The sequence below is a fragment of the Bacillus sp. FAU20 genome (assembly GCF_056033865.1).
On the sequence record NZ_JBVYHY010000003.1, the window covers coordinates 461,401 to 486,349 of the forward strand.

The following is a 24,949-nucleotide window of genomic DNA, read 5'->3' on the forward strand; positions in this document are numbered from 1 at the left end:
TGCCATGAAAGGGGATTAGTTCCATGTTACATAATGAAGATTCAAGAGTGAAATTACCTGCCCTTATACATTTTAAAAGGTTGGAGTATGAATATCAGAGTAAGCGAAATGCTCAAATAGACGTTAGAAATAATATTTTTGTTGACGTATTTAAAAAGTCTATTGAGGACATTAATGGAAAAGAATTTAGTGATAGCTTTATAAAGGATTTAATTAATGAAATTGCCACGTTAACAGATAATAATAAAGATAAAGGACAATCATTTTTCAATAGACTCATTGGTTTTCACGAAGTAAAATTAATAGATTTAAAGACACCTTGTAATAATGATTTCAGAGTAGTTACTGAATTGACTTTCAGAGGGGAACGTGAAGAATTTCGACCAGACATTACTATTCTTATAAATGGAATTCCTTTGGGATTTATAGAAGTTAAAAAACCAAATAATCAAAACGGTATTCAAGCGGAATTTTCTAGAATGAAAACTCGATTAAAAATAGAAGATTTCATTCCATTTTTTAATCAATTTCAAGTACTCGGATTTACAAATAATATGCCTTATAATGATGGTTCTCGGGTCCAATTACAGGGAAGTTATTATACAACACCAAATGGAGAAAAGACATCTTACAATAATTTTAGAGAAGAACAAGAGATTGCAGTTAATGAATTTATTGATGAAAACTTTATTGATAGTGTATTAAAAGATAATCGAAGTATGTCCATTAAAGGGACTGCGGAATTCAATACTAATTTAAGTTCTAATTCCTATACTAATAAATTCATTACATCCCTCTTCACAAAAGAACGCCTGATTTTCTTTCTTAGGTATGGAATTGTGTATGTCGATTCTCCACGAGATGGTTTGCAAAAACACATAATTAGATATCCACAATATTTTGCTATCAAAGAGCTTATAAGAAAGATGGATAATGGGTTAAAAAGAGGTGTTGTATGGCATACACAGGGGTCAGGGAAAACGGCATTGTCTTACTTCATGAGCAATGTACTAAGAGACCACTTTCAAAAAAAACAAGTTGTTACAAAGTTTTACTTTGTGGTAGATAGGTTAGACCTATTAACCCAAGCTTCTACAGAGTTTTCGAGTCGTGGAATGACTATTGCCAACATCAATTCAAAAGAAGCCTTTAAAGAGAATATAAAATCTGCTGTTATTGTGCCTCCAACTTCACAAGAAGGAAGATATGTGGAAACAATGAATGTGGTTAATATTCAAAAGTTTTCCGATGACTCAACTGTTAATTTAGAAATTGATAAGGAAATTCAACATATATACTTCCTAGATGAAGTTCATAGGGGCTATAAACCAAAGGGAACATTTTTAGCTAATCTTTTGGGTTCAGACCCAAATGGGATTTTTATCGGTCTCACAGGAACTCCTATTCTTAAAGAAGATTTTAAAACTACTGACTTATTTAGTGAATACATCCACAAATATTACTATAATATGTCTATTGCTGATGGTTACACTCTTAAAATTAAGAAAGAGAATATTGCAACCAATTTTAAAAGTGATGTAAAAGACCTGCTAAATATTGAAGAAGGGGAAAGTATTCCATCTAAAGATTGGGAAACTGTCACGAAAGAACCAGCATTTGTTGAGAGACTTTGTCAATATATTGAGGAAGATTTTGATATTTTCCGAAAAGATGTTTATCAGGATATGTCTCTAGGTTCTATGATAGTTACTTCTTCATCTGAGCAAGCAAGGGCAATTCAAGAGTGGTTTGAAAATAATAGTTCTCTGAAGACTGCTTTGGTTCTTCATGATGAGAAGAATAATAAGGATAAACAAGAAGAGTTTAGAGGAAAAAGAAACAAAGAAAAAGGCAATGTAGTTGAAAGTAAATATGATGGGGTTGTTGTATATAGGATGTTATTAACTGGATTTGACGCTCCTAGATTGAAACGTTTATACCTATTAAGGCAAATAAAAGAGCACTCTCTTCTTCAAACACTTGCAAGGGTAAATAGACCGTATAAAGAGATGAAATATGGTTATGTTGTTGATTTCGTTGATATCACTGAAGAATATGAAGAAACCAACCGGAGATATCTTGAGGAACTACGAGCTGATATTATTGAAGACGATGGCAATGATGTGGAAGAAATGTTTGTTGATATTCCTGTAATTAAGAGGAAAATTCAAGGTATTGAAAACAAGCTTTTTAATTACATGGGAAATATTGAAGGGAATTTAGAAGCCTTTCAAATACAAATAGAACCGCTTAGTGAGCAACAACTAAGAGTAATCGAAGCTTATTTAATAGAATATAAGGAATGTTACAATGAGCTAAGAATGAGTCATGAGGATATTTCACATATTCCAATTGAACGTATTAGAAAAGCTAATATTGAAGTCTCTAATAAAATCCGTTTAAAAGTTCTTGAAAGAACTGTGAGGAATCCTAATAAAAATATCACCAATCTTGATTTTACGCAATTGATTATCGAATTTTTAAAGACAGGTGAAATGGATTTAGCGTTTACAACAGAGGATGATATTCTTGAGAGGGTTAATAAAATTAAGAATGCTTTTTCTGCTAATAATGACCAGGATGATGAAAAGTTACTGGACCTTCAAAACGAATTCAAGGGTATTATATGGTTATTTAAGGATGGAGCTAGTAATACTAAAAAAATAAATGAAATCCTAGCAAAACTGGATGCCTTGCTTCAAGAAATATTAATACTCAATGCTCAAAATAATGGACTTACCTCAAGATATAATGGGGATGATTCATGTATGAGAATACACAAAAAAATCTTAAAACACTATGACGAGAATTTAAATGATATAATGGTCTATCAAATAATTACAGATATTACTCTAGAAGTAAACAAACTAATTGGCCATATACATCAACCATCTGAAAAGGTCATATTCCATCAGATGAAAAGTCCTGTTAAAAAGGCCTTTAAAAAACAAGAGTTTTCATTATCCATAAGACAAGTAGAAGACATTGTCCATCTCTTTATAGATGATAAATTTAAAAGAGAGTAATAAGAGAGGCTCCTCTTTCTTGTGGAAGATGTTTTTCAAAATAGGTTTTAAAAAGTAGGATTTATAGAGAGAGGAATACAAAAATGAGTATACAAGAATATCTTGATAAAATGAAAGAAATGATTGACGAACTAAAGGCAATGAGCACAGCCCTTGGTCTTTCCAATACTGGAGATGAGTATAAAATTATAAGTGAGCTGTTTACCTATAAATTCTTAAATGATAAATTACTTTATGATTTTGCTAATAGAGAAGATAAAGAAGATTCCTTCGATGAGTTTGTTGATTTTGCAGGGATAGATACACCAAAAATGAAAAAAGAACATTTAATTGATAATCTGTTCCAACAACAAAATCAAGAAAATTTCCATGAAATCTTTGATAAAGCTTTTGTAGAAGTAAATGAAATGAATAAGGATATCTATAACATAGAAACTACATCGGGTAAGAAAAAGCCGCTTTTTGAACCATTATCAGTTTATATCCGTGATGATGGAAAAGAACTTGAACTTGCTAAAAGAGCAATTAACATTCTATCTAAACACACATTCACAAACATTTATGATGGTGGATTTGATTATTTCTCAACGGTCTTTGAGTATTTAATTAAAGACTATAATAAGGACTCGGGAAAATACGCTGAATATTTTACTCCTTTATTTGCAGGTAATATCATGGCAGAAATTTTATATAACGATACACCTGTTTCTAATGTATCTGTTTATGACCCGTCAGCAGGTTCAGGAACATTACTACTTGCACTAGCAAATAAGATAGGAACTGATAGATGTTCTATCTATTCGCAGGATATTTCACAGAAGTCTACACAGTTCTTAAGAATTAACTTGATTTTAAACAAATTAAATCATTCTCTTCAAAATATTATTGAAGGAAATACATTGACTAAACCAGAACATAGGGATGGAGACGAACTTAAAAAGTTTGATTTTATAGTAAGTAATCCTCCATTCAAAATGGACTTCAGCAATATGATTGAAAATCTTAAAGTTGATAAATATAATCGTTTTTTTGCTGGATTACCTAACATACCAAAGAAAGATAAAAATGGAATGGCAGTGTACGAAACTTTTTTACAGCATGTTATTACTTCCCTTTCAGATAAAGGAAAAGCCGCTGTTGTTGTTCCAACTGGTTTTGCTACAGCTGTTTCAGGTATTCCCAAAAAAATTAGGGAGAAATTGGTTGATGAGAACATCTTACAGGGTGTAATCCATATGCCTTCTAATATTTTTGCTCGTACAGGAACATCAGTAAGTATCATCTTTATTAATAAAACAAAAATGGATGACAAAGTAATGTTGATGGATGCTTCAAATCTGGGGGATAAAATTAAGCTTGATGATGGTCAAAGAACTGTCTTGAATGAAGATGAGAAAATCAAGATTATGTCTTTTTTCAAAAAACGTATAGAAGAACCAGAATTCTCAGTTGTTGTCTCAAATAAGGATATTAAAGACAACGGATATGTTATTCAAGCGGGTCAATATGTTGAATTAAATGAGGAAATATTGGGATTTGACATTGACAAGAGATTAAATGAACTTTCAAATCAATTAAAAGAAATTATTAAAGAAAATAAAAAGCTTGATGTAACATTGGAAAAGATAGTTGAGGAGATGAGAGGTTCCTAATGCGTATTAGAGATTTATGTGAAATTAACTCACAAAGCCTTAATTTAGATATAAATTTCGAGACCTATGAATATTTAGATACGGGAAATATAACAAGAAATGTTATCGATAAAATACAGGTTTTTAACAATAAAAATGAATTACCAAGTCGAGCTAAGAGGTTAGTTAGACAGGGGGACATTTTGATATCAACGGTTAGGCCGAACCAACTTCATTATGGTATTTTAGAAAATCCAAAGGATAATCTAATTGTTTCAACCGGTTTTGCTGTACTATCTCCCAAAAGTAATCTGGTCAACAACTATTATTTATATTATTATCTAACACAAGAGAAAATAACTAAATTTTTACAAATGATAGCAGAGAGTAGCGTTTCAGCTTATCCTTCCATAACACCGGATGTTATAGGGAATATAGAAATAAATTTACCCCCTTTGGACATACAAAACAAGATTGTTGAATCCATTTCTATATTTGATAAGAAAATCTCTTCAAATGTACGTCTCGCTACTAAGCTGGAAGAACATTCTAAAATACTTTTCCATAAATGGTTTGTGGATTTTAATTTTCCGGACAGCGATGGTAAGCCGTATAGATATAATAATGGAGTTATGCACGAAATTGAGGGGAGTATGGTTCCTAGAGGATGGGAGTACAAAAAAATAGATGAAATTGTAGATACAATAATTGACCATCGGGGAAAAACACCAAAAAAATTGGGCAGTGATTGGAGTAACGAAGGAATAACCGCTTTATCAGCCAAAAATATTAAAAATGGACAGTTAATAAATTCTGAAAAAGTAAAAAAAGTTAGTCGAGAGCTGTATGAGAAATGGATGTCAGAAAAGCTTGTTGAAGGTGATATTTTAATGACATCAGAAGCACCTTTAGGTGAGTTTTACTTCATATTAATTGATACAGAATATTGTTTGAGCCAGCGTCTTTTTGCAATTCGGGCTCAAATTTCTGAGGTACTACCAACGTATTTATACTTTGAATTATCGCAGCCGAGAGGTTTAAAAAAGATTGTCGCACGGCAAAGTGGAAGCACAGTTTTCGGAATAAGGCAAGAAGAACTGAGAAAAGTGAAAACACTTGTCCCGGCGTATTCAATTCAAGAGAAATTTCATAACCTTGTGTTTCCAATGATGAAAAAGATTAGACTTTGTCAAAAAGAAAACCAAATTCTTACTGAGATTCGGAATTTGCTGGTTAAGAAGCTGATAAATTAAGAGATTATACATATTGAAATTTATTTTACTATATAAATTTTAATATGTGTATCGTAATAAAAGAAACCTGTTTTTTGGATGATTAGGCTAAATTTTTGGAATGCCCATTTATCTGACTCGATACAAAAAATATCTAGTCGGATAAATGGTTTTTTATTATAAATTAAACATTATTTTGGCTATGCTGATTATAATTACACAATTTTTTCTCAATTACATAATAAATAATATTGAGAGGATGTTGTAAATGGTTATTCCAAAACATCAAGATGTAAGATTGCCATTATTAAAAAGTCTTGAAGATGGTATTGTGCATACGTTGAAAGAAAGTGTAGTGAGATTTGCAGATTATTTTCAATTAACCAAAGAGGAACGGCATGAACTACTTCCTCAAACTAACAGAACTAAAATATATGACCGAGTGTATTGGGCAAAAACCCATTTAAATATGGCAGGTTTAATTGAGTCATTAGGACGTGGGAAATTTAGAATTACTCCGGAAGGAAACGAATTGTTGAAGCGAAACTTTTCTAAAATAGAAGATATACATTTAGAACAGTATCCTGGGTATGTAGAGTTTTTGAAAAGAAGTGGAAAGAAGTTTATTAGTAAATCGAATAATAGCAGTATTAGAAAAGAGTTATGAAAAAATTGAAGATACACCTTATGCGATTGTTGAACTTGCTTTTAAAGAACTAAATATAGCTCCTGGTGGCGATTGGTACTATCCGCAAAAAAATATCAAATAAATCCTCAAGATACTAATCATATTTATACACTTTTTAAATTAACTTATCCAAAATAAAAAAAGTAGGTGTAACTTATAAAATTACAGTTACACCTATTCAATGTCATCAACTTCCTTCAACAAATCTAATAATGGATTATTCGCCTGCTGTTGTTTTTGACCGTTTATACCTTTCAACTTTTCTTCTTCAATCCTTAATTTAGTTAGCTCATTAGCCAAACGTAACCGTTCTTTATAAGTTAAACATAATTGCACCATGTAACCACGAATTAGCTTGTCTAATTTCAATAAATTTGTTAAGTGTTTCCCGTACTCATCTGACAATACATCTAATTCATGAGTTGTTTCTACAGCTTTGCGATAAAGCACGATATACTGACAAAGTTGAGACAAATCTTCAGAGTCAGCTTCAGATAAATGTTCATGATATTTAACGAATTTAGCAAATTCTTTTTTTCCTTCGGCATCTAAATATTTAGCTGGCTTAGGTTTTGGTACGTCGACTCCTAAAATTTTCGCTTCCTCTTCTTCTCTGATTCTCCTCGCCATTTTTGATAGTTTTCTATTACTTAAATGTACAGGTTTAACTGTGCTCATAGTTTCCGATTCCTTTCATCTTCAAATTTCTAAATGCTGGGGAAAAATTTTTTAGTTTTGGACTACCGCTATGTCCATTCATCTCCTAGGTCTTTTTAAAAATGGACCTAGGGGGCTATTAAGCTATTTTATAAAGCAACAAACGGACTTATATTTTTAATTTCATAATCAAAATCTAACTTATTTCTATTTCCTAATTCTAAATTGCATTGTTTACACAATGTAATCAAATTATTTTCTTCGTAAGCTAATTCTGGATAATCACGCCAGGACTGGATATGATGGCATTGTAAGTTATTAGTGATAAATAATCCAAATTTAATTCTACACCGCACACAATGTCCATCATCTCTTAATATAATCTGCTTACGTAACTTCTGAAATTTCCTTGTGGTACTTGGATGATACCCATACTTGGGCTTAGCTCTGTGTGTTTGACAAACACATTTCGCTTTACTTTTCACCAATTGTCCACAAAAACCACATATTCTATTTACCTTAAATCCCATAATATAATCCTCCTTAAAATTGCTTTAGATTAATATTAGTATATTTAAATCTAATTGCATTTGTAAAAACACCACTCAACAATATTTATTGAATATTAATATTCAAAACTCTATTTACTTTTGTTTTCACGTTGCACAAGTATATTAATCAAATGCGCATGTAACGATGTATTAATGTATTTTGATTCGCTTTGCAGTTCATACTTTAACCATTTAGGTAAACGTAAGTTGACTTGTACAACATCTTGTTTACACATGATTGTTCCTCCTTCATTTAGTATTACGATAGTGTCTATATAATATATATAAACTACCATACACAAACGAAAGAGATGACCATGTATTATATGAAACTATTTCAATTTTCCCTGTAACGACTGTAACTCTTGTTTGCGCTTTATTAACATGGATATGTGTGAATCAATCGACTGTTGTTGGTCGGATAGTAACTGCTGCATATCACTGTTACCTGTTCCTAATGGTATCAAAGCATTTTCTAACTCTTCTAATGTAAGTGATTCCATACGTTTCGTGCTTCGCATTAGTAATCGTAAATCGTTTTGCATGTAATCATATACGCCTTGTATATCAATATCGGCACAAGCAAACTGTCTCATTAACGTATGTTTCTTCAGTTCACGATAATGTATTTTGAATGTGTCGTTCGTGGAGTGCTCAATTGCATTTTGCATGTAATAAATACCGTTACAATCTTCCCACAGTTCATATAATTCATCATCCGTCGATAGGTGGTTGTCGATGTCCACATGCGTTAATCGTTTAATCGAATTGTCCTTACAGATGATGTCCTTGATTGCGCCAAATACCATCTTGTGAAAATCTTGTACGAAATCATCTTCACATAATGTCATCCTCGGTTGTAATAATAATTGTGGGTATTTTGCTAGAGTTCCTAATACCTGATATACGTTTCTAATTGGATTCAATAATTTTGTTTCCTCTTTTGTTAATGTGTTTTCAAATACCGCTTTTTCTTCGCCAAATCCGTGTTTTAAATTTATCATTGTAATTTCTCCTTTGATTTTCATAGTTTTGTTACGGACATTAAACGGACGTAATTCAATCAACTTATTAATATGTCGTAAATTATTGTCCGTCTGGTGTCCTGTGTGATTTATATTTTTTCAATCGTCCAGATTGTTACTTTCTTTTTATCAATCGTTTTACGTGTATCATCAACTGTAAAACCATGCTCATGTATGAACTTCTTAATGTTTGCTAAACTTACTAATCTGTCGCTTTTCTTAGATGCACCAAAGTAATAACTGATTTTCGCTTCAAACTCTCGTCTTGTTTCATTCATAAGTTGCACACCTTCGAGAGATTCCAAATACGGTTGTAATTCATCTGCTACACGATTGGTAAACTCTTGTTTTTTGTTATCGTAACTACTCGACCATTCAATTTTAGATGGACGGTCGAACAGTTCTCGCACGAGAATTTGATAGTTGCGTACAATATCTTTTTTCTTAACAATTTCCCAATTGCCTGTTATATCTTTTTCTTCCACATGATTCTCTATTAGTAATGGAATAATGTACTTTCTTTGGAATATTAGTAACCCCACATAATGCTCATTCTGTAGGTAATGACGATTCAATTTTAACTTTGCGATTCTTTCATACATTTCCTCGTCTTCATAGCGTTCCAAGAACATCTTGTACACCTTTTCCAATGTTACATCTTCCAATTTCTCTTCAGTGTATGAGATTTCATTCAACTCAAAATCTGATTTAGTAGTTTCTCGGAACTTATCAACCATTTTGTCATGATAATTTTTGTATTTCATACAAATGTCGATGGAATCGTTTAATCTTCCTAAAGTTCTTTTCAAAATCCCTTTGCTTTCCGTCGTGAACCATACTGTTAAACGGTCACTCTCGTCGTCTACATCAAAGCGTTTGCGACCAATCATCTGTTGTATTTGAATATGGTCGAATTGATTCAAAAGGATGATATGTTTCAAATCCTTGTCCTTTAAGTCGATGCCATTATCAATCGCTTTATTTGCAAGTGCTCCTTGTGTTTTGAAACGCTTGTCCTGTACCAGTAATCCGATTTTTCCTTGCATCTCTTCATCTTTCAGACCACGGAATATACCATCACGTGGTTGAATCCACATAGAATGATAGTATTCTACGTCATATCCTTCTTCTTTTAATTCTTCACATAAATTTGCCATCATTCCACGTGCTTTCATATCTTCTACAAATACCAACCATTTTTCATCTTCAGGAATGTCTTTCAAGATTTCCTTTAATGCTTTGTTGGAACAAATAAAATTCATCCTGTGTGCCCATCCTAATTCTTTGCGGTAATCCAAGAATGGACTCGGTTTAATGTTTCTAAATTTGAAATGCTCAAGAATCAATTGTGGTGTTGCAGTAAACAGAATGACAGGCTTTATCTTCGCTACTTCAATAAGTTTTGTCATGATTAATACCGTAGTAAGATTCCAAGCATCTGAAATAAAATAATGCGATTCATCACATATAATAACGTCCGCTTCGTCGATTGCCATGATTGTATCTTTAGTTGTTGATACCTTTTGATAACTGCTTACATCAACGCTTTTGGAATCGTATGCTTCGATTTGCTTACAAAGCTGTATTACATCGTCCTCGGTTTTAATTCTTACTGCTGTCCGATTAGATAGTAATAATGAATTTGCACTCGCATGATTATGATACTTACCATGACCAAAACCATATTTTTTATTTTCAAACATAGGTTTGATTAATTGGTTGATGATGAATGTTGATTTGCCTGTTCCTGTGGGTGATGCGATTAGGCTGAACCCTGGTTGTAAAATATTTTCTACATCTTCTTTGGTGATAACATCTGTAATGTAATTTCTTTTCATTTCAAATATCCTTTCTGTGTATGGGACATCAAACGGCAAGTAATCGAGCACTTATATACTAGTTGTCGAACTCTTGGGCGTTTAATGTCCGTGTTGTTTAAAATTTTTTCGTGTCGTTTTTACATAACACCGCTATTATATTGAGAAGTTTTGCGATGTAAACTTAGCCACGAAATTTTTTTCGATTCTTATTTAAGAATGATTCTAAATATATTATAATATAGAAAATGGAATAAATTAGGGGGTTGGTTAAAAAATGAAAAGACAAAATGTTCACTCTGCAATTGGCGCACTTACGACACTGTTTTATGTACATCAAGATACATACTTAGGGATTGCAACTATGGAACATTACGTAGAACTAGGACTGTTAAATGATACGAGATTACTAGCGGAAATTCTTGAAGAAACACAGAGTTGTGATTTATTGCGTGTAATAAAATTGTTCGACTCGTTGGCTGCTGAACGGATTGAGGACATCTTGAGAGGTGTTAAATCTTAAGGTAATTTGAAATTACCTTAAATCCCAAGGTCATTTGAGATGACCTTCAACATCGTTACTGGCGATGTTAGATTTCAACTGCAACAAAGTGTCGCAAATACAAAATTCCAACTCGGACAAATTGTCGGAGTTGGTTTTACCAATGAGAGGGGAAATACAAATGAAGAGAAAAGAACCTGTGAAGGTTGTATACAAATATTCGTTGTTTCAATATCTTGTGAAAAATGATTGCCAGTTCCTATACTCCACACGTAATCGAATTAAACCAGAATGGCAATGTTACATGTTCCTACATGATGAAAGGTTAGACCAAGCTTTAGACAAATATCCGAATGAAAGATATATTCATGGCGAAAAAAACAGTAGATTTTGAACGAATAAAAACGATATTGTTGTTCGTTTCGGTCATAATAATGATGCTAATGTTCGCTATGACCGTGTGGGGCGACTTATTTCATAAGGACGATGAAACTATACGGATTGAACAGGAACGTGAGGAACATCGACTATAACGTTTAGAAATGATAAAGGATATGAAATGAAAAGATGTAAATAACCATATTTACATCTTTTTTCTTGCAGAAAATTGTCACCGTTTGTAAAATGATGGATAGACAAGGGGGACATATGATGACAACATTCATGCCAACATTTATCACAATAATCTCAGGTGTTTTTGTATTTATAATAGGCAGGTTTATTGAAAAGCTTTTTATTGACCCAATGAAAGAACATAAAACGGTTATTGCTGAAATTTATGATGGGTTAATTTATCGTACAAATATAATTGTTAATCCATTAGAACTCACTGAAAATTCGAATAAAGATTTACAAAAAATCTATCAAGATACATCCAATGAATTGAGGAGGATGTCTACAAAATTAAGAGCCGCTACATTTAATTTACAAGGAGCATATTGGTTTTATCGTTTAGTATTCAGAGCCCCAAAGAAAAAGGACATTATGGTGGTGTGTAGCTCTTTAATTGGATTATCTAACTGTATAGGTACAAAAGATGTTGACCTAAATATTGCATTTCAACAGACAATCCTGAAAAAGTTAAAATTAAATAAATTTGAAGATAAAGCTTTTAAAAAAGTACCGTAACAATAATACGGTGTTTTTTATTTTTATGTATGTTATCGTTCGTATATTATTTTGGATTTACGCTTTGATTTTTCGCTTATATTTATATACCACGCCTTATGTGTATTACTCCACAATTTAATTTCTAAAAACGATTGCCAATCAAATTCGTAAATGGCTCTCAGCTTCATATTATCATTGAAGAGTACTACAATTGCATATTCAAATTTCTTTTCTTCGGGCAAATTGGAATTTGGCGGGTTCAATCCTTTAAATACTCCCGTAGCACTTCCACTTGATGTTTTTATACTATATCGCTCATTGGTATCACTAATAGCGTCGATGTCCTTAGCGCCAATTTCGACAAAACGTAAATTGTAATGAAGGTGTGTTGTTATAATAGTCAATCGCCACAGTTTCGCCAATATCACCAACAAAGTTTTTTGTCCTTATATCTTTTTTATCCTTAAAAGCTTTCATTAAACGGCTGTAATGTTCCAATCTTTCAGCGAAAGTCATACATTCATAATTTATCTCAGATAACATACATATCACCCCTAACACAATATAGCTAATTATTACCATATTTTATAAAAAAAGTCATTCGTTTTCTTGTAATATGAAGAAAGTTGACTTTGAAAAAATTTAAAAATTCCGTCATTTATCCTTACAAATCGCTAAATATCAATATAATAGTATAGTGGTTAAATCAAAAAAGGGAGAACGGAATAATGAAAAATAAAACATATGAATATTTTAAGGACATGACAAAATGGTATTACGAAAAACAATTGGAACACTATGAAGTAATCATTTGGTTATTACAATCGGAAGGTATTAAATATCGTTTTGTGTATGATGATGTAACGTCACCAGTAATTCTTATGGACGAAGATGATTTCTTTGGGTGGAACAACACTTTAACTTTGCGTGCAACTGCTGATTCCTTCACGTTGCGATTAGGGAAATATACCGAGGAAGGCGAAAAGATTGAAGTTGTAAAAGTTGCTGAAAGTAAAACCCCTCGATTAATTGTTGATTGTATCAAGTCATTACATTTTGCACATCACTTGGGATTAAAATTAAATTAACCTATAAATATACCACTGACTTATTGGAGTTGGTGGTTTTCTTTTTGTTCACAAGTTCATCGCAATTTACGACATGAAAATAAAAAGTTCATTTCGCTACCTTACAAAACTGAACCAATCAATATAATAGTCGTGTAATGAAAAACAAAAACGAAATGGAGATATTTAAAATGACAATTTTATATTTAACAAACGAAAAAACAGTGGAAGAAGTAGTAGAAAATTTTGCGGGAATGTTAATTCAACATTTAGATGAGAATGCTGAAAAATTTGAGCCATCATTTTTAATTGACGGTGATGCAATCATAGTAAATTACTTAACTGCTGAAGGTTTGGTATTTGATTTAATCGCATTTGACCCAGAAATTCATGTTACAAAAGAAGGGTATCTTTATGTGAATTTCAAACCAGTATACGATAAAGGATTTCAACAATATATTGATTCGGTGGCGGAAGTATTCAACACACCTGATTTCTAACATACATAATCGTCCGTAGAAATACGGGCGTTTTTTATCTTTACAGTGTTTACATTTGTTGATACTATAGAATTACATGTTGATTATGACAATATTCGACAAATTACATAATGCCTCCAATTACATAATGAAAAATTAATCCACTGGAGGAATGCAAGATGGCTTATATTATTGATGGTGAAGATTTAAAAAGATTGGTGCGAATGAATTTTGAAGAAATGAAACGAGCACTGAAAGGCAAAATTAATGATATTGAATACGAAGAAAGCGTAGATGAAAATGGTGAATTGATTTGCTCCATCTATGTGTACGATAAAACAATTTCAATGACATCAATCACATGTCATAAAAAAGGCTTTAGCACCCATTGGGGAAACAGTACTACATGGGATATTAAAGAAATAATCCAAACGATTATGGGTGGAGAATAACTGTATGTCATCAAACGCCCTAAATTGACGTATATTACGTTTTATCAAAATAACGATAAATGACATTAAAATAAAATTAAAATGCGAAACGGACGAATCTGAACGTCCGTTTTTTTGTTGTTTTCATTTTGAAGTTCAAATTTTGGAAACTGCTTCTTGTTTCACAAACTAAAGTGATGATATAATGTGTGCAACGAAACAAATTAATGAACACATGCCAATAAACTAAAAGGGTATGTATTAAAATATTGAATTTGAAAACGTATTGTTTATGCGTTTTTACCATATAAAACGAGCGGAACAACCCCATGTCCTCCGAGTTTATCGCAATGGTTGCGGATAAGTTGAGACTTGAACATAAAGCTAGCTGAGAGTAGAAGTACCAAAGGGTTTTCGTTTTAGTAAAACCGATGCATGCTGGAACTCTATGCTCAATAGTAATTTTAAAATCAATAAACTTTTTAATGAAAGACCAATGAATGTTATAATTCGTTGGTCTTTTTATTTTGTTGAGAAAAAGAGACTATTTGATATCATGGAAAATAAAACCTACTTTTAGTAATATTACATGTAAGTGAGTTTTTTATAAGGCAATTAAATAGATATAGATAGGGAGAAGGGGAATGAAAAATAAAATTTCAACTTGGCTAGGAATAGTAGCAGCTATGGGAGTTCTTGCTATTGCAGTTACATTTGGAATGTTAGAACTTGCCCATAATCCAGTAGATAAAGAAGAGAGTGCTCAAATAGATAAAAAAGAAGACCAAACAATAGTAGATAGATGGAGTCTTTGTTGATGTGTATGTTACTGAAAATTCTACTGAAAGAGAAGTCATTACAGCAATGCATCGCATGACTCATCAAAAAGTGGTGGCAGGACGAAAATCGGGCTCTATCCCAATTATTCAAAATAATGCTAAAAAATTAAAAGAAATTATAAATAAGAATAGCTTTGCGAAGAAAAATGAGCTATTAGCAATTGCTAATAGATGGGTACAAAAGGATTTTAGTAAAATTGTAGAAGATCACAGTTATTTGTCGGATGCTCAAGAAGATAGCATTTGTAAAGCAACTAGAGCAATGGATGCGTTAGAAGAGCAACATTATATTTTAACTACATTCGGGGAGGAAAAAGCGAAAGAATTGTACGAATCAGGGGATGCTCCGCACGTTCAATAAAAAATAATATAAAGGGCTTCTAGTTTTTTTATGATCGTGTTTTTAGGACGCAATGGGAACTTATAAATAAATGGTCTGCTTTCTTTATTACATGTAACAAAAAAGAAAAGGTGTGATTCATTATTAAATGATGAAGGGACGGCTAAATTGCATCGTAGCACATCTGTTAAAGGATTTTAGTAGGAAAGGCATCCATGATATAATAGAAAATAATAAAAAGTCCTGCAAAACAGGACTGTATTATTCTTCGTCTTTATTTTGTTTTTCTAATTCAACTAGCTTTTGAATTAAAATGTGCTGCGGCATATGCATGAGTTGTTCAAGTGGAACACCTAGTGCTTTTGATAAGCGGACTGCAGTGTCTGGAGAAATTTGTAATGGTTTCATAGAAGTACCTCCTTTTTCGTATAGTATAGCATAAGATTGGGGGAGTGAGGATGACTCTTATATTTGCACATCGTGGTGCGGCTGGAACGTACCCAGAAAATACAATGATTTCATTTGAAGCGGCTGAGTCTTTTAGAGCGGATGGAATTGAACTTGATGTTCAATTAACGAAAGATGGGAAAGTTGTCGTCATTCATGATGAAACGGTGGACCGGACAACAAATGGAAAAGGTGCGGTTCGGAATTATGTATATGAGGACTTATGTAAGTTAGATGCAAGTTATAAATTTGGTGATAAAGTAGGTTTTTGTAAAATACCACTTTTAGAAGAGGTATTAGAATGGCTTGAACAAACGAGTTTGCTACTTAATATTGAACTTAAAAATAATAAAATTCCATACAGAGGTTTAGAGGAAGAAGTTATAACGCTTGTACGGAAATTTAGTTTAGAGGATCGTGTTGTATTTTCTTCGTTTAATCACTACAGTATGAAACGGTGCCATATGATGGCTCCTGATATTCAAACAGCAATTTTATATCGCGAAGGTTTGCATAGTCCGTGGGCATACGCGAAAAAAATGGGGGCTACAGCAGTACATCCGAATTATCGTTACCTTCAAGATGCTATTGTCGAACTAACGATGGAAAGTGGTGTAGAGGTTCGCCCTTATACAATTAATGAAGAAACGCTTATGCGTAAATATTTTGATATGAATATATCGGCGATTATTACTGATTACCCTGAAACGGCAAGAACGTTATTGCCAATAAAAAAATGAGACCGCGTGTAACGGTCTCATTTTTTTATTTATAAATAGTGGGGCATTCCTATCTTCTAAAGCGAGCTTGTACTTTATTTCGTTTGCGATCTCGGTGCAAGACGAAGCCACCAAAGATATAAAAGCCGAGCGCGAAGCAGAGAGCGCCGATTAAAAATTGTAACCACAGTATAGAAATTGGTGGAAATAGAATCCCGAATACCGTATCTCTCATTAACTTTATACCAAATACAGCTAATGAAATAGGGATGAGTGCTAATAGTAGAGCAACGTAACGCTGCATACATAATACTCCTTTTCAGATTATTTCGTATATTTTAATGATGTTATACGGAAAGGGGTTTGTCAAGAGGGTGCTGAACGAGTAAGATAAGGGTGTGAAAAAATTTGCAGAGTTACTTCGAGAGGAAGTGTAATATATGAAACAAAAAGTATTAATTGTTGGTGCAGGTGAAGGCGGGAGCGCACTGCTGAATCTGTTACAAAGTTCGAATATATTTCAAATTATAGGGATTATTGATATAAATCCATTGGCAAAAGGATTACAAATTGCTAAGGAATACGGGATTGCAATTGGAGAAAGTGTAACTCCATTTCTTTCTATGCATATTGATGTAATATTTGATATGACAGGTGAAGATGATGTACATAAAGTTTTATTGGAAAAAAAGAAAAAAGACACTCTTCTTATACCAGGTGATATCGCAAAAATTGTTACAGGATTAGCGCATGAGAAGGAAGGGCTAATTGGGCAGTTAGAGGAACAAACGCAACAAGGAGAATTAATTTTAAATTCTACACATGACGGCATGATCGTAATTGATCGAGAGGGACAAGTTCGTCTTTTTAATAAAAGTGCAGAGCGTATTATCGGATATAAAAAAGAAGAGGCGATAGGAAAATATATTTTAGAAGTCATTCCAACTAGTAAATTACTTCGCATTATACGTACGAAACAAATAGAAGTAAATTATGAACTGACATTAGAGAATGGAAAGAAAATTATTACAACGCGTATTCCAATATTAAAAGAAGGCGGAGAGGTGCAAGGGGCATTTGCAATTTTTAAAGATATAACAGAAGTTGTAGATCTTGCGGAAGAAGTTACAGATTTAAAAGAAATTCAAACACTATTAGAGGCAATTATTAACTCATCTGAAGAAGCGATTTCAGTTGTGGATGAAAAAGGAAGAGGTTTAGTCATTAACCCGGCATATACGAAATTAACGGGTTTAACAGAAGAAGATATTATTGGGAAGCCTGCTACAACTGATATTGTAGAAGGCGAAAGTATGCATATGAAAGTACTTCGAACGCGTCGTGCGGTGCGCGGAATACATATGAAGATTGGGCAAAAAAAGCGAGATGTAATTGTAAACGTAGCACCAGTTATTGTGGATGGAATATTGAAAGGAAGCGTCGGCGTTATCCGTGACGTGTCGGAAATTCAAAAATTAACAAATGAATTGAATAGAGCAAGGCAAATTATTCGCACATTAGAAGCGAAATATTCATTTGATGATATTGTCGGAAATTCAGATGAAACAACTGCAGCTATCGAACAGGCGAAGCTAGGAGCGAATACACCAGCAACAGTACTGTTACGCGGGGAATCTGGGACTGGTAAAGAATTGTTTGCACATGCAATCCATAATGGAAGTAATCGAAAATACAATAAGTTCGTCCGTGTAAACTGTGCGGCCATTTCGGAGACGTTGTTAGAAAGTGAATTATTTGGTTATGAGGAAGGGGCGTTTTCTGGAGCGAAAAGAGGCGGGAAACGTGGGTTCTTTGAGGAAGCGAATAACGGTAGTATTTTTTTAGATGAAATAGGGGAGTTGTCTGCAAATACACAAGCGAAACTCCTTCGTGTATTGCAGGAAAAAGAAATTGTAAAAGTTGGTGGAACGAAAGCGATACCTATTAATGTTCGAGTAATTGCAGCGACACATGTGAATTTAGAAAAGGCTATTCTAGAAGGGAAGTTTAGGGAGGATTTATATTATCGATTAAATAAAATCCCAATTCAAATTCCATCTCTTCGTCAACGTAAAGGAGATATACCGACAATTGCGGACAGGTTGATTCAAAAAATTAATCAAGATTACGGTCGTAATGTAGAAGGGCTCACTGATTCAGCCGTTTTATATTTACAATCATACGAATGGCCAGGAAATGTGAGGGAACTTGAAAATATTTTGGGGAGAGCTATTATCTTTATGAATTATAACGAGACCTATATTGATGTACACCATTTACCGCCATTACATAACGAAGAGCAGGTGGAGTCAAAGCAATCTCATTTATTACCTGAATTAGAAGAAAAGCCACTTGAACATTTAGTGACAGAGTTTGAAGGGAATATTATTTATGAATATTTGGAGAGATTTGATGGGAATAAAACACAAACTGCAAAAGCGTTAGGAATTTCCGTTCGAAATTTATATTACAAGCTAGAAAAGTATAACCATGCAAAAAATAGCACGCAATAAATTGCATACCGTGCAATTTATTGCATGGTATACAAAAAGCGACAAGATAAGACGGAATTTTTCGTTATTTTCCAAAGTATTGATTTTACTGCATTTTGAATACGTTTTCATTATTGGTAAGACCACTTTTAAAAGTTGGCACGGTATTTGCTTTATAAATGGACGAGGGACGACGGAAAGGGTTGATTACAAAATATGAAGTTAGAATACTTAATTGATCAAGCAGGACAGCCTAAAAAAACTGTGGCTGTAGCAGTAGCTGAAGATCATGAAGTAATTGAAGCTGTAGCGAAAGCAATTAAATTACAGCTAGCTCAATTTCGTCTATATGGAAATCAAGAAAAAATAATGGGGATGCTACAAGAACATGGTTTACAAACTTCAGAACATGTTGAAGTGATTGCAGCAATGTCTAGTGCTGAAGCTGCAGAACTTTCTGTTAAAGCTGTGAGAAATGGTGAAGCAGATGTGCTTATGAAGGGGAACATCCCAACAGCAAATATTTTGAAGGCTGTGTTAAACAAAGAGTGGGGCCTACGTAAAGGTAGCGTACTTTCACATGTAGCAGCATTTGAAGTTCAAAATTACGACCGTCTTATTTTCGTTACAGATGCAGCGATGAACATCGCACCTGACGTAACACAAAAAGCTGCTATTATACAAAATACTGTAGAAGTTGCCCAGGCAATAGGAATCGACTTGCCCAAAGTGGCACCAATCGCAGCAGTAGAAGTTGTGAATCCAGCGATGCAGGCGACAATTGATGCAGCGATGTTAACACAAATGAATCGCCGCGGACAAATTAAAGATTGTATCGTTGATGGACCACTTGCTTTAGATAATGCAGTATCACAAATTGCAGCAGAGCATAAAGGCATAGTAAGTGATGTAGCAGGTAAGGCAGATATTTTACTCGTCCCAACGATTGAAGCTGGAAATGTGCTATATAAATCACTCGTATACTTTGCGGATGCAAAAGTAGGAGCAATGATTGCTGGCGCAAAAGCACCGATTGTTTTAACATCTCGTGCTGATTCAGCAGAAACAAAAGTATATTCATTAGCATTGGCAGTTGCGACTGCTTCAAAATAAACCAAAAAGGGTAAAACATTAGGGGGAAACGACAATGACATTAGAAATCTTCGAATACTTAGAAAAATATGATTATGAGCAAGTAGTATTTTGTCAAGATAAAGAATCTGGTTTAAAAGCAATTATTGCAATTCATGATACAACACTTGGACCGGCTCTTGGTGGAACAAGAATGTGGACATATGATTCTGAAGAAGCGGCGATTGAAGATGCATTGCGTCTTGCAAAAGGGATGACATACAAAAACGCAGCAGCTGGTTTAAACTTAGGTGGTGCGAAAACAGTAATTATCGGTGATCCTCGTAAAGATAAGAGCGAAGCAATGTTCCGTGCACTAGGACGTTATATCCAAGGACTAAACGGACGTTACATTACAGCTGAAGATGTTGGTACAACAGTAGATGATATGGATATTATCCATGAAGAAACTGACTTTGTAACAGGTATCTCACCATCATTCGGTTCTTCTGGTAACCCATCTCCAGTAACTGCATACGGTGTTTACCGTGGTATGAAAGCAGCTGCAAAAGAAGCTTTCGGTACTGACAATTTAGAAGGAAAAGTAATTGCTGTTCAAGGCGTTGGTAACGTAGCATATCACCTATGCAAACATTTACACGCTGAAGGAGCAAAATTAATCGTTACAGATATTAATAAAGAAGCTGTACAACGTGCTGTAGAAGAATTCGGTGCATCAGCAGTTGAACCAAATGAAATTTACGGTGTTGAATGCGATATTTACGCACCATGTGCATTAGGCGCAACAGTTAATGATGAAACTATTCCACAACTTAAAGCAAAAGTAATCGCAGGTTCTGCAAATAACCAATTAAAAGAAAATCGTCACGGTGACATCATTCATGAAATGGGTATTGTATACGCACCAGATTATGTAATTAATGCAGGTGGCGTAATTAACGTAGCAGACGAATTATATGGATACAATAGAGAACGTGCACTAAAACGTGTTGAGTCTATTTATGACACAATTGCAAAAGTAATCGAAATTTCAAAACGCGATGGCATAGCAACTTATGTAGCGGCAGATCGTCTAGCTGAAGAGCGCATTGCAAGCTTGAAAAATTCTCGTAGCACTTACTTACGCAACGGTCACGATATTATTAGCCGTCGCTAATCATTCATATATAACTTTTACAAAAGGCGTGGTTACCTCTTATGAGGTTTCCGCTTCCTTTTGAATTTATTAGTGGAGGTAGCAACATTGTCTGTAAATCGAATTCTTGTTATTAACCCAGGTAGTACATCCACAAAAATTGGTGTTTTTGATAATGAAAGACCCGTTTTAGAAGAAACGATTCGTCATGACGTAGAACAGATTGGGAAATACAAGCGAATTATCGACCAATATGAGTTTCGAAAAGAAACGATTTTAGAAGTTCTACATTCTCATGGTATTAACATTTCAAAATTAAACGCTGTTTGTGGACGTGGTGGATTACTTCGTCCAATCGAAGGCGGTACGTATACAGTAAACGATGCGATGTTAGAAGATTTAAAAAATGGGTTTAGCGGACATCACGCTTCAAACCTTGGAGGCATTTTAGCATATGAAATTGCTTCTGGATTAAACATTCCTGCATTTATTGTGGATCCTGTCGTTGTAGATGAGATGGAGCCAGTTGCTCGTATAAGTGGTATTGCTGGTATGGAACGTAAAAGTATCTTCCATGCATTAAATCAAAAAGCAGTTGCTCGTAAAGTAGCCGAACAGTTAAACCACAAATATGAGGATTTAAATTTATTAGTTACACATATGGGCGGTGGTATTACAGTTGGTGCTCATAAAAAAGGAAGAGTAATCGATGTGAATAACGGTTTAAACGGAGAAGGACCATTTAGTCCAGAGCGTGCTGGTACAGTACCAGTAGGGCAACTAGTAGAAATGTGTTTCTCTGGTGAGTATTACCGAGATGAAATGATTAAAAAGCTTGTCGGACAAGGTGGACTTGTAAGTTTAATCGGTACAAATGATGCGATTAAAGTAGAGAAAATGGTTGAAAAAGGTGATCCTGAAGCAACTCTTATTTATAAAGCAATGGCATATCAAGTTGCAAAAGAGATTGGCGGAGCTAGCGCTGTACTTCACGGGAAAATCGATGCAATCGTATTAACTGGTGGACTGGCATACAGTAAAATTCTTGTCGATGAAATAAAAGAGCGAGTGGACTGGATTGCAGATGTTATTGTACATCCAGGCGAAGATGAGTTAGAAGCGTTAGCAGAAGGAGCACTTCGTGTATTACGTGAAGAAGAAGCTCCAAAAGAATACGTTGTACGTGAAAAAGAAACGGTAGCTAGGGGTTGAGATAATGGCAAAAGAATATGATTTAGTCATCGTTGGCGGCGGTACTGGTGGATATGTTGCTGCAATTCGTGCATCACAACTAGGGTTAAAAACTGCACTAGTCGAAAAAGAAAATCTTGGTGGTACTTGTTTACACAAAGGATGTATCCCTAGTAAAGCTCTTTTACGTAGTGCGGAAGTATATGCAACTGCTAAAAAAAGCGAAGAGTTCGGAGTTATTGCAAGCAATGTAGAACTAAACTTTGCGAAAGTACAAGAGCGTAAAGAGAAGATTGTAACGCAGCTTCATAAAGGCGTTCAACACTTAATGAAACAAGGTAAAATTGATGTGTTTGAAGGTATTGGCCGTATTCTTGGCCCATCTATTTTCTCTCCGATGCCAGGGACAATTTCAGTTGAACTTGCAAGTGGAGAAGAGAATGAAATGTTAATTCCAAAAAATGTACTTATTGCAACAGGTTCTCGTCCAAATTCATTACCAGGTTTAGAATTAGACGGAGAGTACGTAATGTCTTCAGATCATGCTCTAAAAATGGAAACGCTTCCTAGTTCGATTATTATTGTTGGTGGCGGTGTAATCGGTATTGAGTGGGCATCTATGCTTGCTGACTTCGGTGTAGAAGTTACAGTATTAGAGTATGCGAAAACGATATTACCACTAGAAGATCAAGACGTCTCAAAAGAAATGCAACGTCTATTTAAGAAAAAAGGTATTAAAGTAGTAACTGGTGCAAAAGTATTACCAGAAACATTGGTAAAAGATAATGGAGTAACAATCCAAGCTGAACACAACGGTGAAAATAAAGAATTTAAAGCAGAAAAAATGCTTGTATCTGTAGGAAGACAAGCGAATACGCAAAATATTGGCTTAGAGAACACAGATATCGTTGTGGAAAAAGGATACATTCAAACAAATGAGTTTTATCAAACGAAAGAATCACATATTTACGCAATTGGAGATGTAATCGGTGGCCTGCAACTTGCTCACGTTGCTTCTCATGAAGGAATTGCTGCAGTAGAACATATTGCAGGGAAAGAAGTTACACCAATTGATTACTCTATGGTATCAAAATGCGTATATAGCAGTCCAGAAGTTGCTTCTGTCGGTTTAACAGAACAAGAAGCGAAAGAAAAAGGCTATAAGTTAAAAGTAGGTAAGTTCTCATTCCGCGCAATCGGAAAAGCACTTGTATACGGAGAATCAGATGGTTTCGTAAAACTTGTAGTTGATGAAGAGACAAATGACATTCTTGGTGTTCATATGATCGGACCGCATGTAACAGATATGATTTCTGAAGCTGGTCTTGCAAGAGTACTTGATGCAACACCTTGGGAAGTAGCACATACAATTCATCCGCATCCATCATTATCTGAGGCGATTGGTGAAGCAGCACTTGCTGTAGATGGAAGAGCGTTACACGCATAAAAATGTGGATTTAGGAGGTTATGAAAAATGGCAGAAGTAAAAGAAAAGCGCCATGAAGAGCTTGGCTTAAGTGATGAGCAAGTATTAGAAATGTTCCGTACGATGTTACTTGCACGTAAAATCGACGAACGTATGTGGTTATTAAACCGCGCTGGTAAAATTCCATTCGTAATTTCTTGTCAAGGACAAGAGGCTGCACAAGTTGGAGCGGCGTTCGCTCTTGATAGAGAGAAAGATTATGCATTACCATACTACCGTGATATGGGTGTTGTACTAGCATTTGGTATGACAGCTAAAGAGCTTATGTTGTCAGCTTTCGCGAAAGTTGGAGATCCAAACTCTGGTGGTCGTCAAATGCCTGGTCACTTTGGTCAAAAGAAAAATCGTATTGTTACAGGTTCATCTCCAGTAACAACGCAAGTACCACATGCAGTTGGTATTGCACTAGCTGGAAAAATGGAGAAGAAAGATTTAGTAACGTTCGTTACATTTGGAGAAGGTTCTTCAAACCAAGGCGACTTCCATGAAGGGGCAAACTTTGCTGGTGTACACAAACTACCTGTTATTTTTATGTGTGAAAATAATAAATATGCAATCTCTATTCCAGTTGAAAAACAATTAGCATGTAAAAACGTATCAGATCGTGCGATTGGTTACGGTATGCCTGGATATACAATAGACGGAAACGATCCGCTTGCAGTATATAAAGCTGTAAAAGAAGCAGCAGATCGCGGTCGTCGTGGTGAAGGACCAACTTTAATTGAAACAGTATCATATCGTTTAACAGCACATTCTAGTGACGATGATGATCGTGTTTATCGTGATAAAGAAGAAGTAGAAGAAGCAAAGAAAAAAGATTCAATTATAACATTCGCAGCTTATTTAAAAGAAGCTGGTGTGTTAACTGAGGAATCCGAAAAACAAATGTTAGACGAAATTATGCATATCGTAAATGAAGCAACAGAATATGCAGAAAATGCTCCGTATGCAGCACCTGAAGATGCATTGAAGCACGTATACGCAGAATAGGG

The 24,949-nt window shown here is 34.3% G+C and carries 25 protein-coding genes and 1 pseudogene; 18 read left to right on the plus strand and 8 right to left on the minus strand.

Annotation, left to right across the window (positions count from 1 at the left end):
* Window positions 1–23: 23 nt before the first annotated feature.
* The 4 genes from AC0OM3_RS02725 (at window position 24) to AC0OM3_RS02740 (ending at window position 6,556) form a co-directional block, all read left to right on the plus strand.
* Window positions 24–3,026, plus strand: coding sequence for a type I restriction endonuclease (locus AC0OM3_RS02725; RefSeq protein ID WP_474211048.1), 3,003 nt, complete (start codon window positions 24–26; stop codon window positions 3,024–3,026).
* Window positions 3,027–3,109: 83 nt separating this feature from the next.
* Complete coding sequence (locus AC0OM3_RS02730) at window positions 3,110–4,678, plus strand: HsdM family class I SAM-dependent methyltransferase (RefSeq protein ID WP_474211049.1); 1,569 nt, start codon at window positions 3,110–3,112, stop codon at window positions 4,676–4,678.
* Window positions 4,678–5,910, plus strand: a complete 1,233-nt coding sequence (locus tag AC0OM3_RS02735; RefSeq protein WP_474211050.1) for a restriction endonuclease subunit S — start codon at window positions 4,678–4,680, stop codon at window positions 5,908–5,910. Before AC0OM3_RS02730 ends, AC0OM3_RS02735 begins: the two co-directional genes overlap by 1 nt.
* A 247-nt stretch (window positions 5,911–6,157) precedes the next feature.
* On the plus strand, window positions 6,158–6,556 hold the full coding sequence (locus AC0OM3_RS02740) for a winged helix-turn-helix domain-containing protein (protein ID WP_474211051.1): 399 nt from the start codon (window positions 6,158–6,160) through the stop codon (window positions 6,554–6,556).
* Window positions 6,557–6,751: 195 nt separating this feature from the next.
* Here AC0OM3_RS02740 and AC0OM3_RS02745 read toward each other — a convergent pair whose 3' ends face one another.
* The 5 genes from AC0OM3_RS02745 to AC0OM3_RS02765 form a co-directional block, all read right to left on the minus strand.
* The gene (locus AC0OM3_RS02745; protein ID WP_474211052.1) at window positions 6,752–7,207 is read right to left on the minus strand and encodes a hypothetical protein; all 456 of its coding nucleotides are present in this window, start codon (window positions 7,205–7,207) and stop codon (window positions 6,752–6,754) included.
* A gap of 176 nt (window positions 7,208–7,383) precedes the next feature.
* The gene (locus AC0OM3_RS02750) at window positions 7,384–7,764 is read right to left on the minus strand and encodes an HNH endonuclease (RefSeq protein WP_474211053.1); all 381 of its coding nucleotides are present in this window, start codon (window positions 7,762–7,764) and stop codon (window positions 7,384–7,386) included.
* A gap of 110 nt (window positions 7,765–7,874) precedes the next feature.
* Window positions 7,875–8,021, minus strand: coding sequence for a hypothetical protein (locus tag AC0OM3_RS02755; protein WP_474211054.1), 147 nt, complete (start codon window positions 8,019–8,021; stop codon window positions 7,875–7,877).
* A 96-nt stretch (window positions 8,022–8,117) separates the two neighbouring features.
* Window positions 8,118–8,789 carry a hypothetical protein gene (locus tag AC0OM3_RS02760; protein WP_474211055.1) on the minus strand — a complete coding sequence of 224 codons (672 nt, stop codon included), beginning with the start codon at window positions 8,787–8,789 and terminating at the stop codon, window positions 8,118–8,120.
* Between the two features lie 110 nt (window positions 8,790–8,899).
* Complete coding sequence (locus tag AC0OM3_RS02765) at window positions 8,900–10,648, minus strand: DEAD/DEAH box helicase family protein (RefSeq protein WP_474211056.1); 1,749 nt, start codon at window positions 10,646–10,648, stop codon at window positions 8,900–8,902.
* 256 nt (window positions 10,649–10,904) lie between these two features.
* Here AC0OM3_RS02765 and AC0OM3_RS02770 point away from each other — a divergent pair, with 256 nt between their 5' ends.
* The 3 genes from AC0OM3_RS02770 (at window position 10,905) to AC0OM3_RS02780 (ending at window position 12,257) form a co-directional block, all read left to right on the plus strand.
* Window positions 10,905–11,150, plus strand: a complete 246-nt coding sequence (locus AC0OM3_RS02770; RefSeq protein ID WP_220778856.1) for a hypothetical protein — start codon at window positions 10,905–10,907, stop codon at window positions 11,148–11,150.
* Window positions 11,151–11,310: 160 nt separating this feature from the next.
* Entirely contained in the window at window positions 11,311–11,523 is a 213-nt protein-coding gene (locus AC0OM3_RS02775; RefSeq protein ID WP_446025975.1) for a hypothetical protein, read from the plus strand.
* A 257-nt stretch (window positions 11,524–11,780) separates the two neighbouring features.
* A complete protein-coding gene (locus AC0OM3_RS02780) occupies window positions 11,781–12,257 on the plus strand; it encodes a hypothetical protein (protein WP_474211057.1) in 477 nt (158 codons plus the stop codon).
* A 32-nt stretch (window positions 12,258–12,289) separates the two neighbouring features.
* Here the strand turns inward: AC0OM3_RS02780 and AC0OM3_RS02785 are convergent, their stop codons facing one another.
* Entirely contained in the window at window positions 12,290–12,661 is a 372-nt protein-coding gene (locus AC0OM3_RS02785) for a hypothetical protein (protein WP_474211058.1), read from the minus strand.
* A gap of 306 nt (window positions 12,662–12,967) precedes the next feature.
* Here AC0OM3_RS02785 and AC0OM3_RS02790 point away from each other — a divergent pair, with 306 nt between their 5' ends.
* From AC0OM3_RS02790 to AC0OM3_RS02805, 4 genes and pseudogenes are all read left to right on the plus strand, one after another.
* The gene (locus AC0OM3_RS02790; protein ID WP_446025971.1) at window positions 12,968–13,327 is read left to right on the plus strand and encodes a hypothetical protein; all 360 of its coding nucleotides are present in this window, start codon (window positions 12,968–12,970) and stop codon (window positions 13,325–13,327) included.
* Between the two features lie 170 nt (window positions 13,328–13,497).
* On the plus strand, window positions 13,498–13,806 hold the full coding sequence (locus AC0OM3_RS02795) for a hypothetical protein (RefSeq protein WP_446025970.1): 309 nt from the start codon (window positions 13,498–13,500) through the stop codon (window positions 13,804–13,806).
* Window positions 13,807–13,964: 158 nt separating this feature from the next.
* Window positions 13,965–14,237, plus strand: coding sequence for a hypothetical protein (locus tag AC0OM3_RS02800; protein ID WP_474211059.1), 273 nt, complete (start codon window positions 13,965–13,967; stop codon window positions 14,235–14,237).
* A gap of 623 nt (window positions 14,238–14,860) precedes the next feature.
* Window positions 14,861–15,416, plus strand: a pseudogene (locus AC0OM3_RS02805) (PRK06770 family protein).
* 240 nt (window positions 15,417–15,656) lie between these two features.
* Here AC0OM3_RS02805 and AC0OM3_RS02810 read toward each other — a convergent pair.
* Window positions 15,657–15,803 carry a YycC family protein gene (locus AC0OM3_RS02810; protein ID WP_000803575.1) on the minus strand — a complete coding sequence of 49 codons (147 nt, stop codon included), beginning with the start codon at window positions 15,801–15,803 and terminating at the stop codon, window positions 15,657–15,659.
* A 50-nt stretch (window positions 15,804–15,853) separates the two neighbouring features.
* Between AC0OM3_RS02810 and AC0OM3_RS02815 the strand changes: the two genes are divergently transcribed.
* Window positions 15,854–16,582 carry a glycerophosphodiester phosphodiesterase gene (locus AC0OM3_RS02815; RefSeq protein ID WP_000172585.1) on the plus strand — a complete coding sequence of 243 codons (729 nt, stop codon included), beginning with the start codon at window positions 15,854–15,856 and terminating at the stop codon, window positions 16,580–16,582.
* Between the two features lie 49 nt (window positions 16,583–16,631).
* On the opposite strand, the gene AC0OM3_RS02820 is transcribed toward AC0OM3_RS02815, so the two are convergent.
* The gene (locus AC0OM3_RS02820) at window positions 16,632–16,865 is read right to left on the minus strand and encodes a DUF2627 domain-containing protein (RefSeq protein ID WP_001190210.1); all 234 of its coding nucleotides are present in this window, start codon (window positions 16,863–16,865) and stop codon (window positions 16,632–16,634) included.
* A gap of 136 nt (window positions 16,866–17,001) precedes the next feature.
* On the opposite strand from AC0OM3_RS02820, the gene AC0OM3_RS02825 reads away from it, so the two are divergent.
* The 6 genes from AC0OM3_RS02825 (at window position 17,002) to bfmBAA (ending at window position 24,947) form a co-directional block, all read left to right on the plus strand.
* Window positions 17,002–19,074, plus strand: a complete 2,073-nt coding sequence (locus AC0OM3_RS02825; RefSeq protein ID WP_000810969.1) for a sigma-54 interaction domain-containing protein — start codon at window positions 17,002–17,004, stop codon at window positions 19,072–19,074.
* A 195-nt stretch (window positions 19,075–19,269) separates the two neighbouring features.
* Entirely contained in the window at window positions 19,270–20,166 is an 897-nt protein-coding gene (gene yqiS, locus AC0OM3_RS02830) for a phosphate butyryltransferase (RefSeq protein WP_000764680.1), read from the plus strand.
* Window positions 20,167–20,200: 34 nt separating this feature from the next.
* Window positions 20,201–21,301 carry a leucine dehydrogenase gene (locus AC0OM3_RS02835; protein WP_000171357.1) on the plus strand — a complete coding sequence of 367 codons (1,101 nt, stop codon included), beginning with the start codon at window positions 20,201–20,203 and terminating at the stop codon, window positions 21,299–21,301.
* Between the two features lie 87 nt (window positions 21,302–21,388).
* Window positions 21,389–22,492, plus strand: a complete 1,104-nt coding sequence (gene buk / locus AC0OM3_RS02840; RefSeq protein WP_000115780.1) for a butyrate kinase — start codon at window positions 21,389–21,391, stop codon at window positions 22,490–22,492.
* A gap of 4 nt (window positions 22,493–22,496) precedes the next feature.
* Complete coding sequence (gene lpdA, locus AC0OM3_RS02845) at window positions 22,497–23,918, plus strand: dihydrolipoyl dehydrogenase (protein WP_001051289.1); 1,422 nt, start codon at window positions 22,497–22,499, stop codon at window positions 23,916–23,918.
* Window positions 23,919–23,945: 27 nt separating this feature from the next.
* Window positions 23,946–24,947 carry a 3-methyl-2-oxobutanoate dehydrogenase subunit alpha gene (bfmBAA, locus tag AC0OM3_RS02850; protein WP_227899608.1) on the plus strand — a complete coding sequence of 334 codons (1,002 nt, stop codon included), beginning with the start codon at window positions 23,946–23,948 and terminating at the stop codon, window positions 24,945–24,947.
* Window positions 24,948–24,949 lie beyond the last annotated feature (2 nt).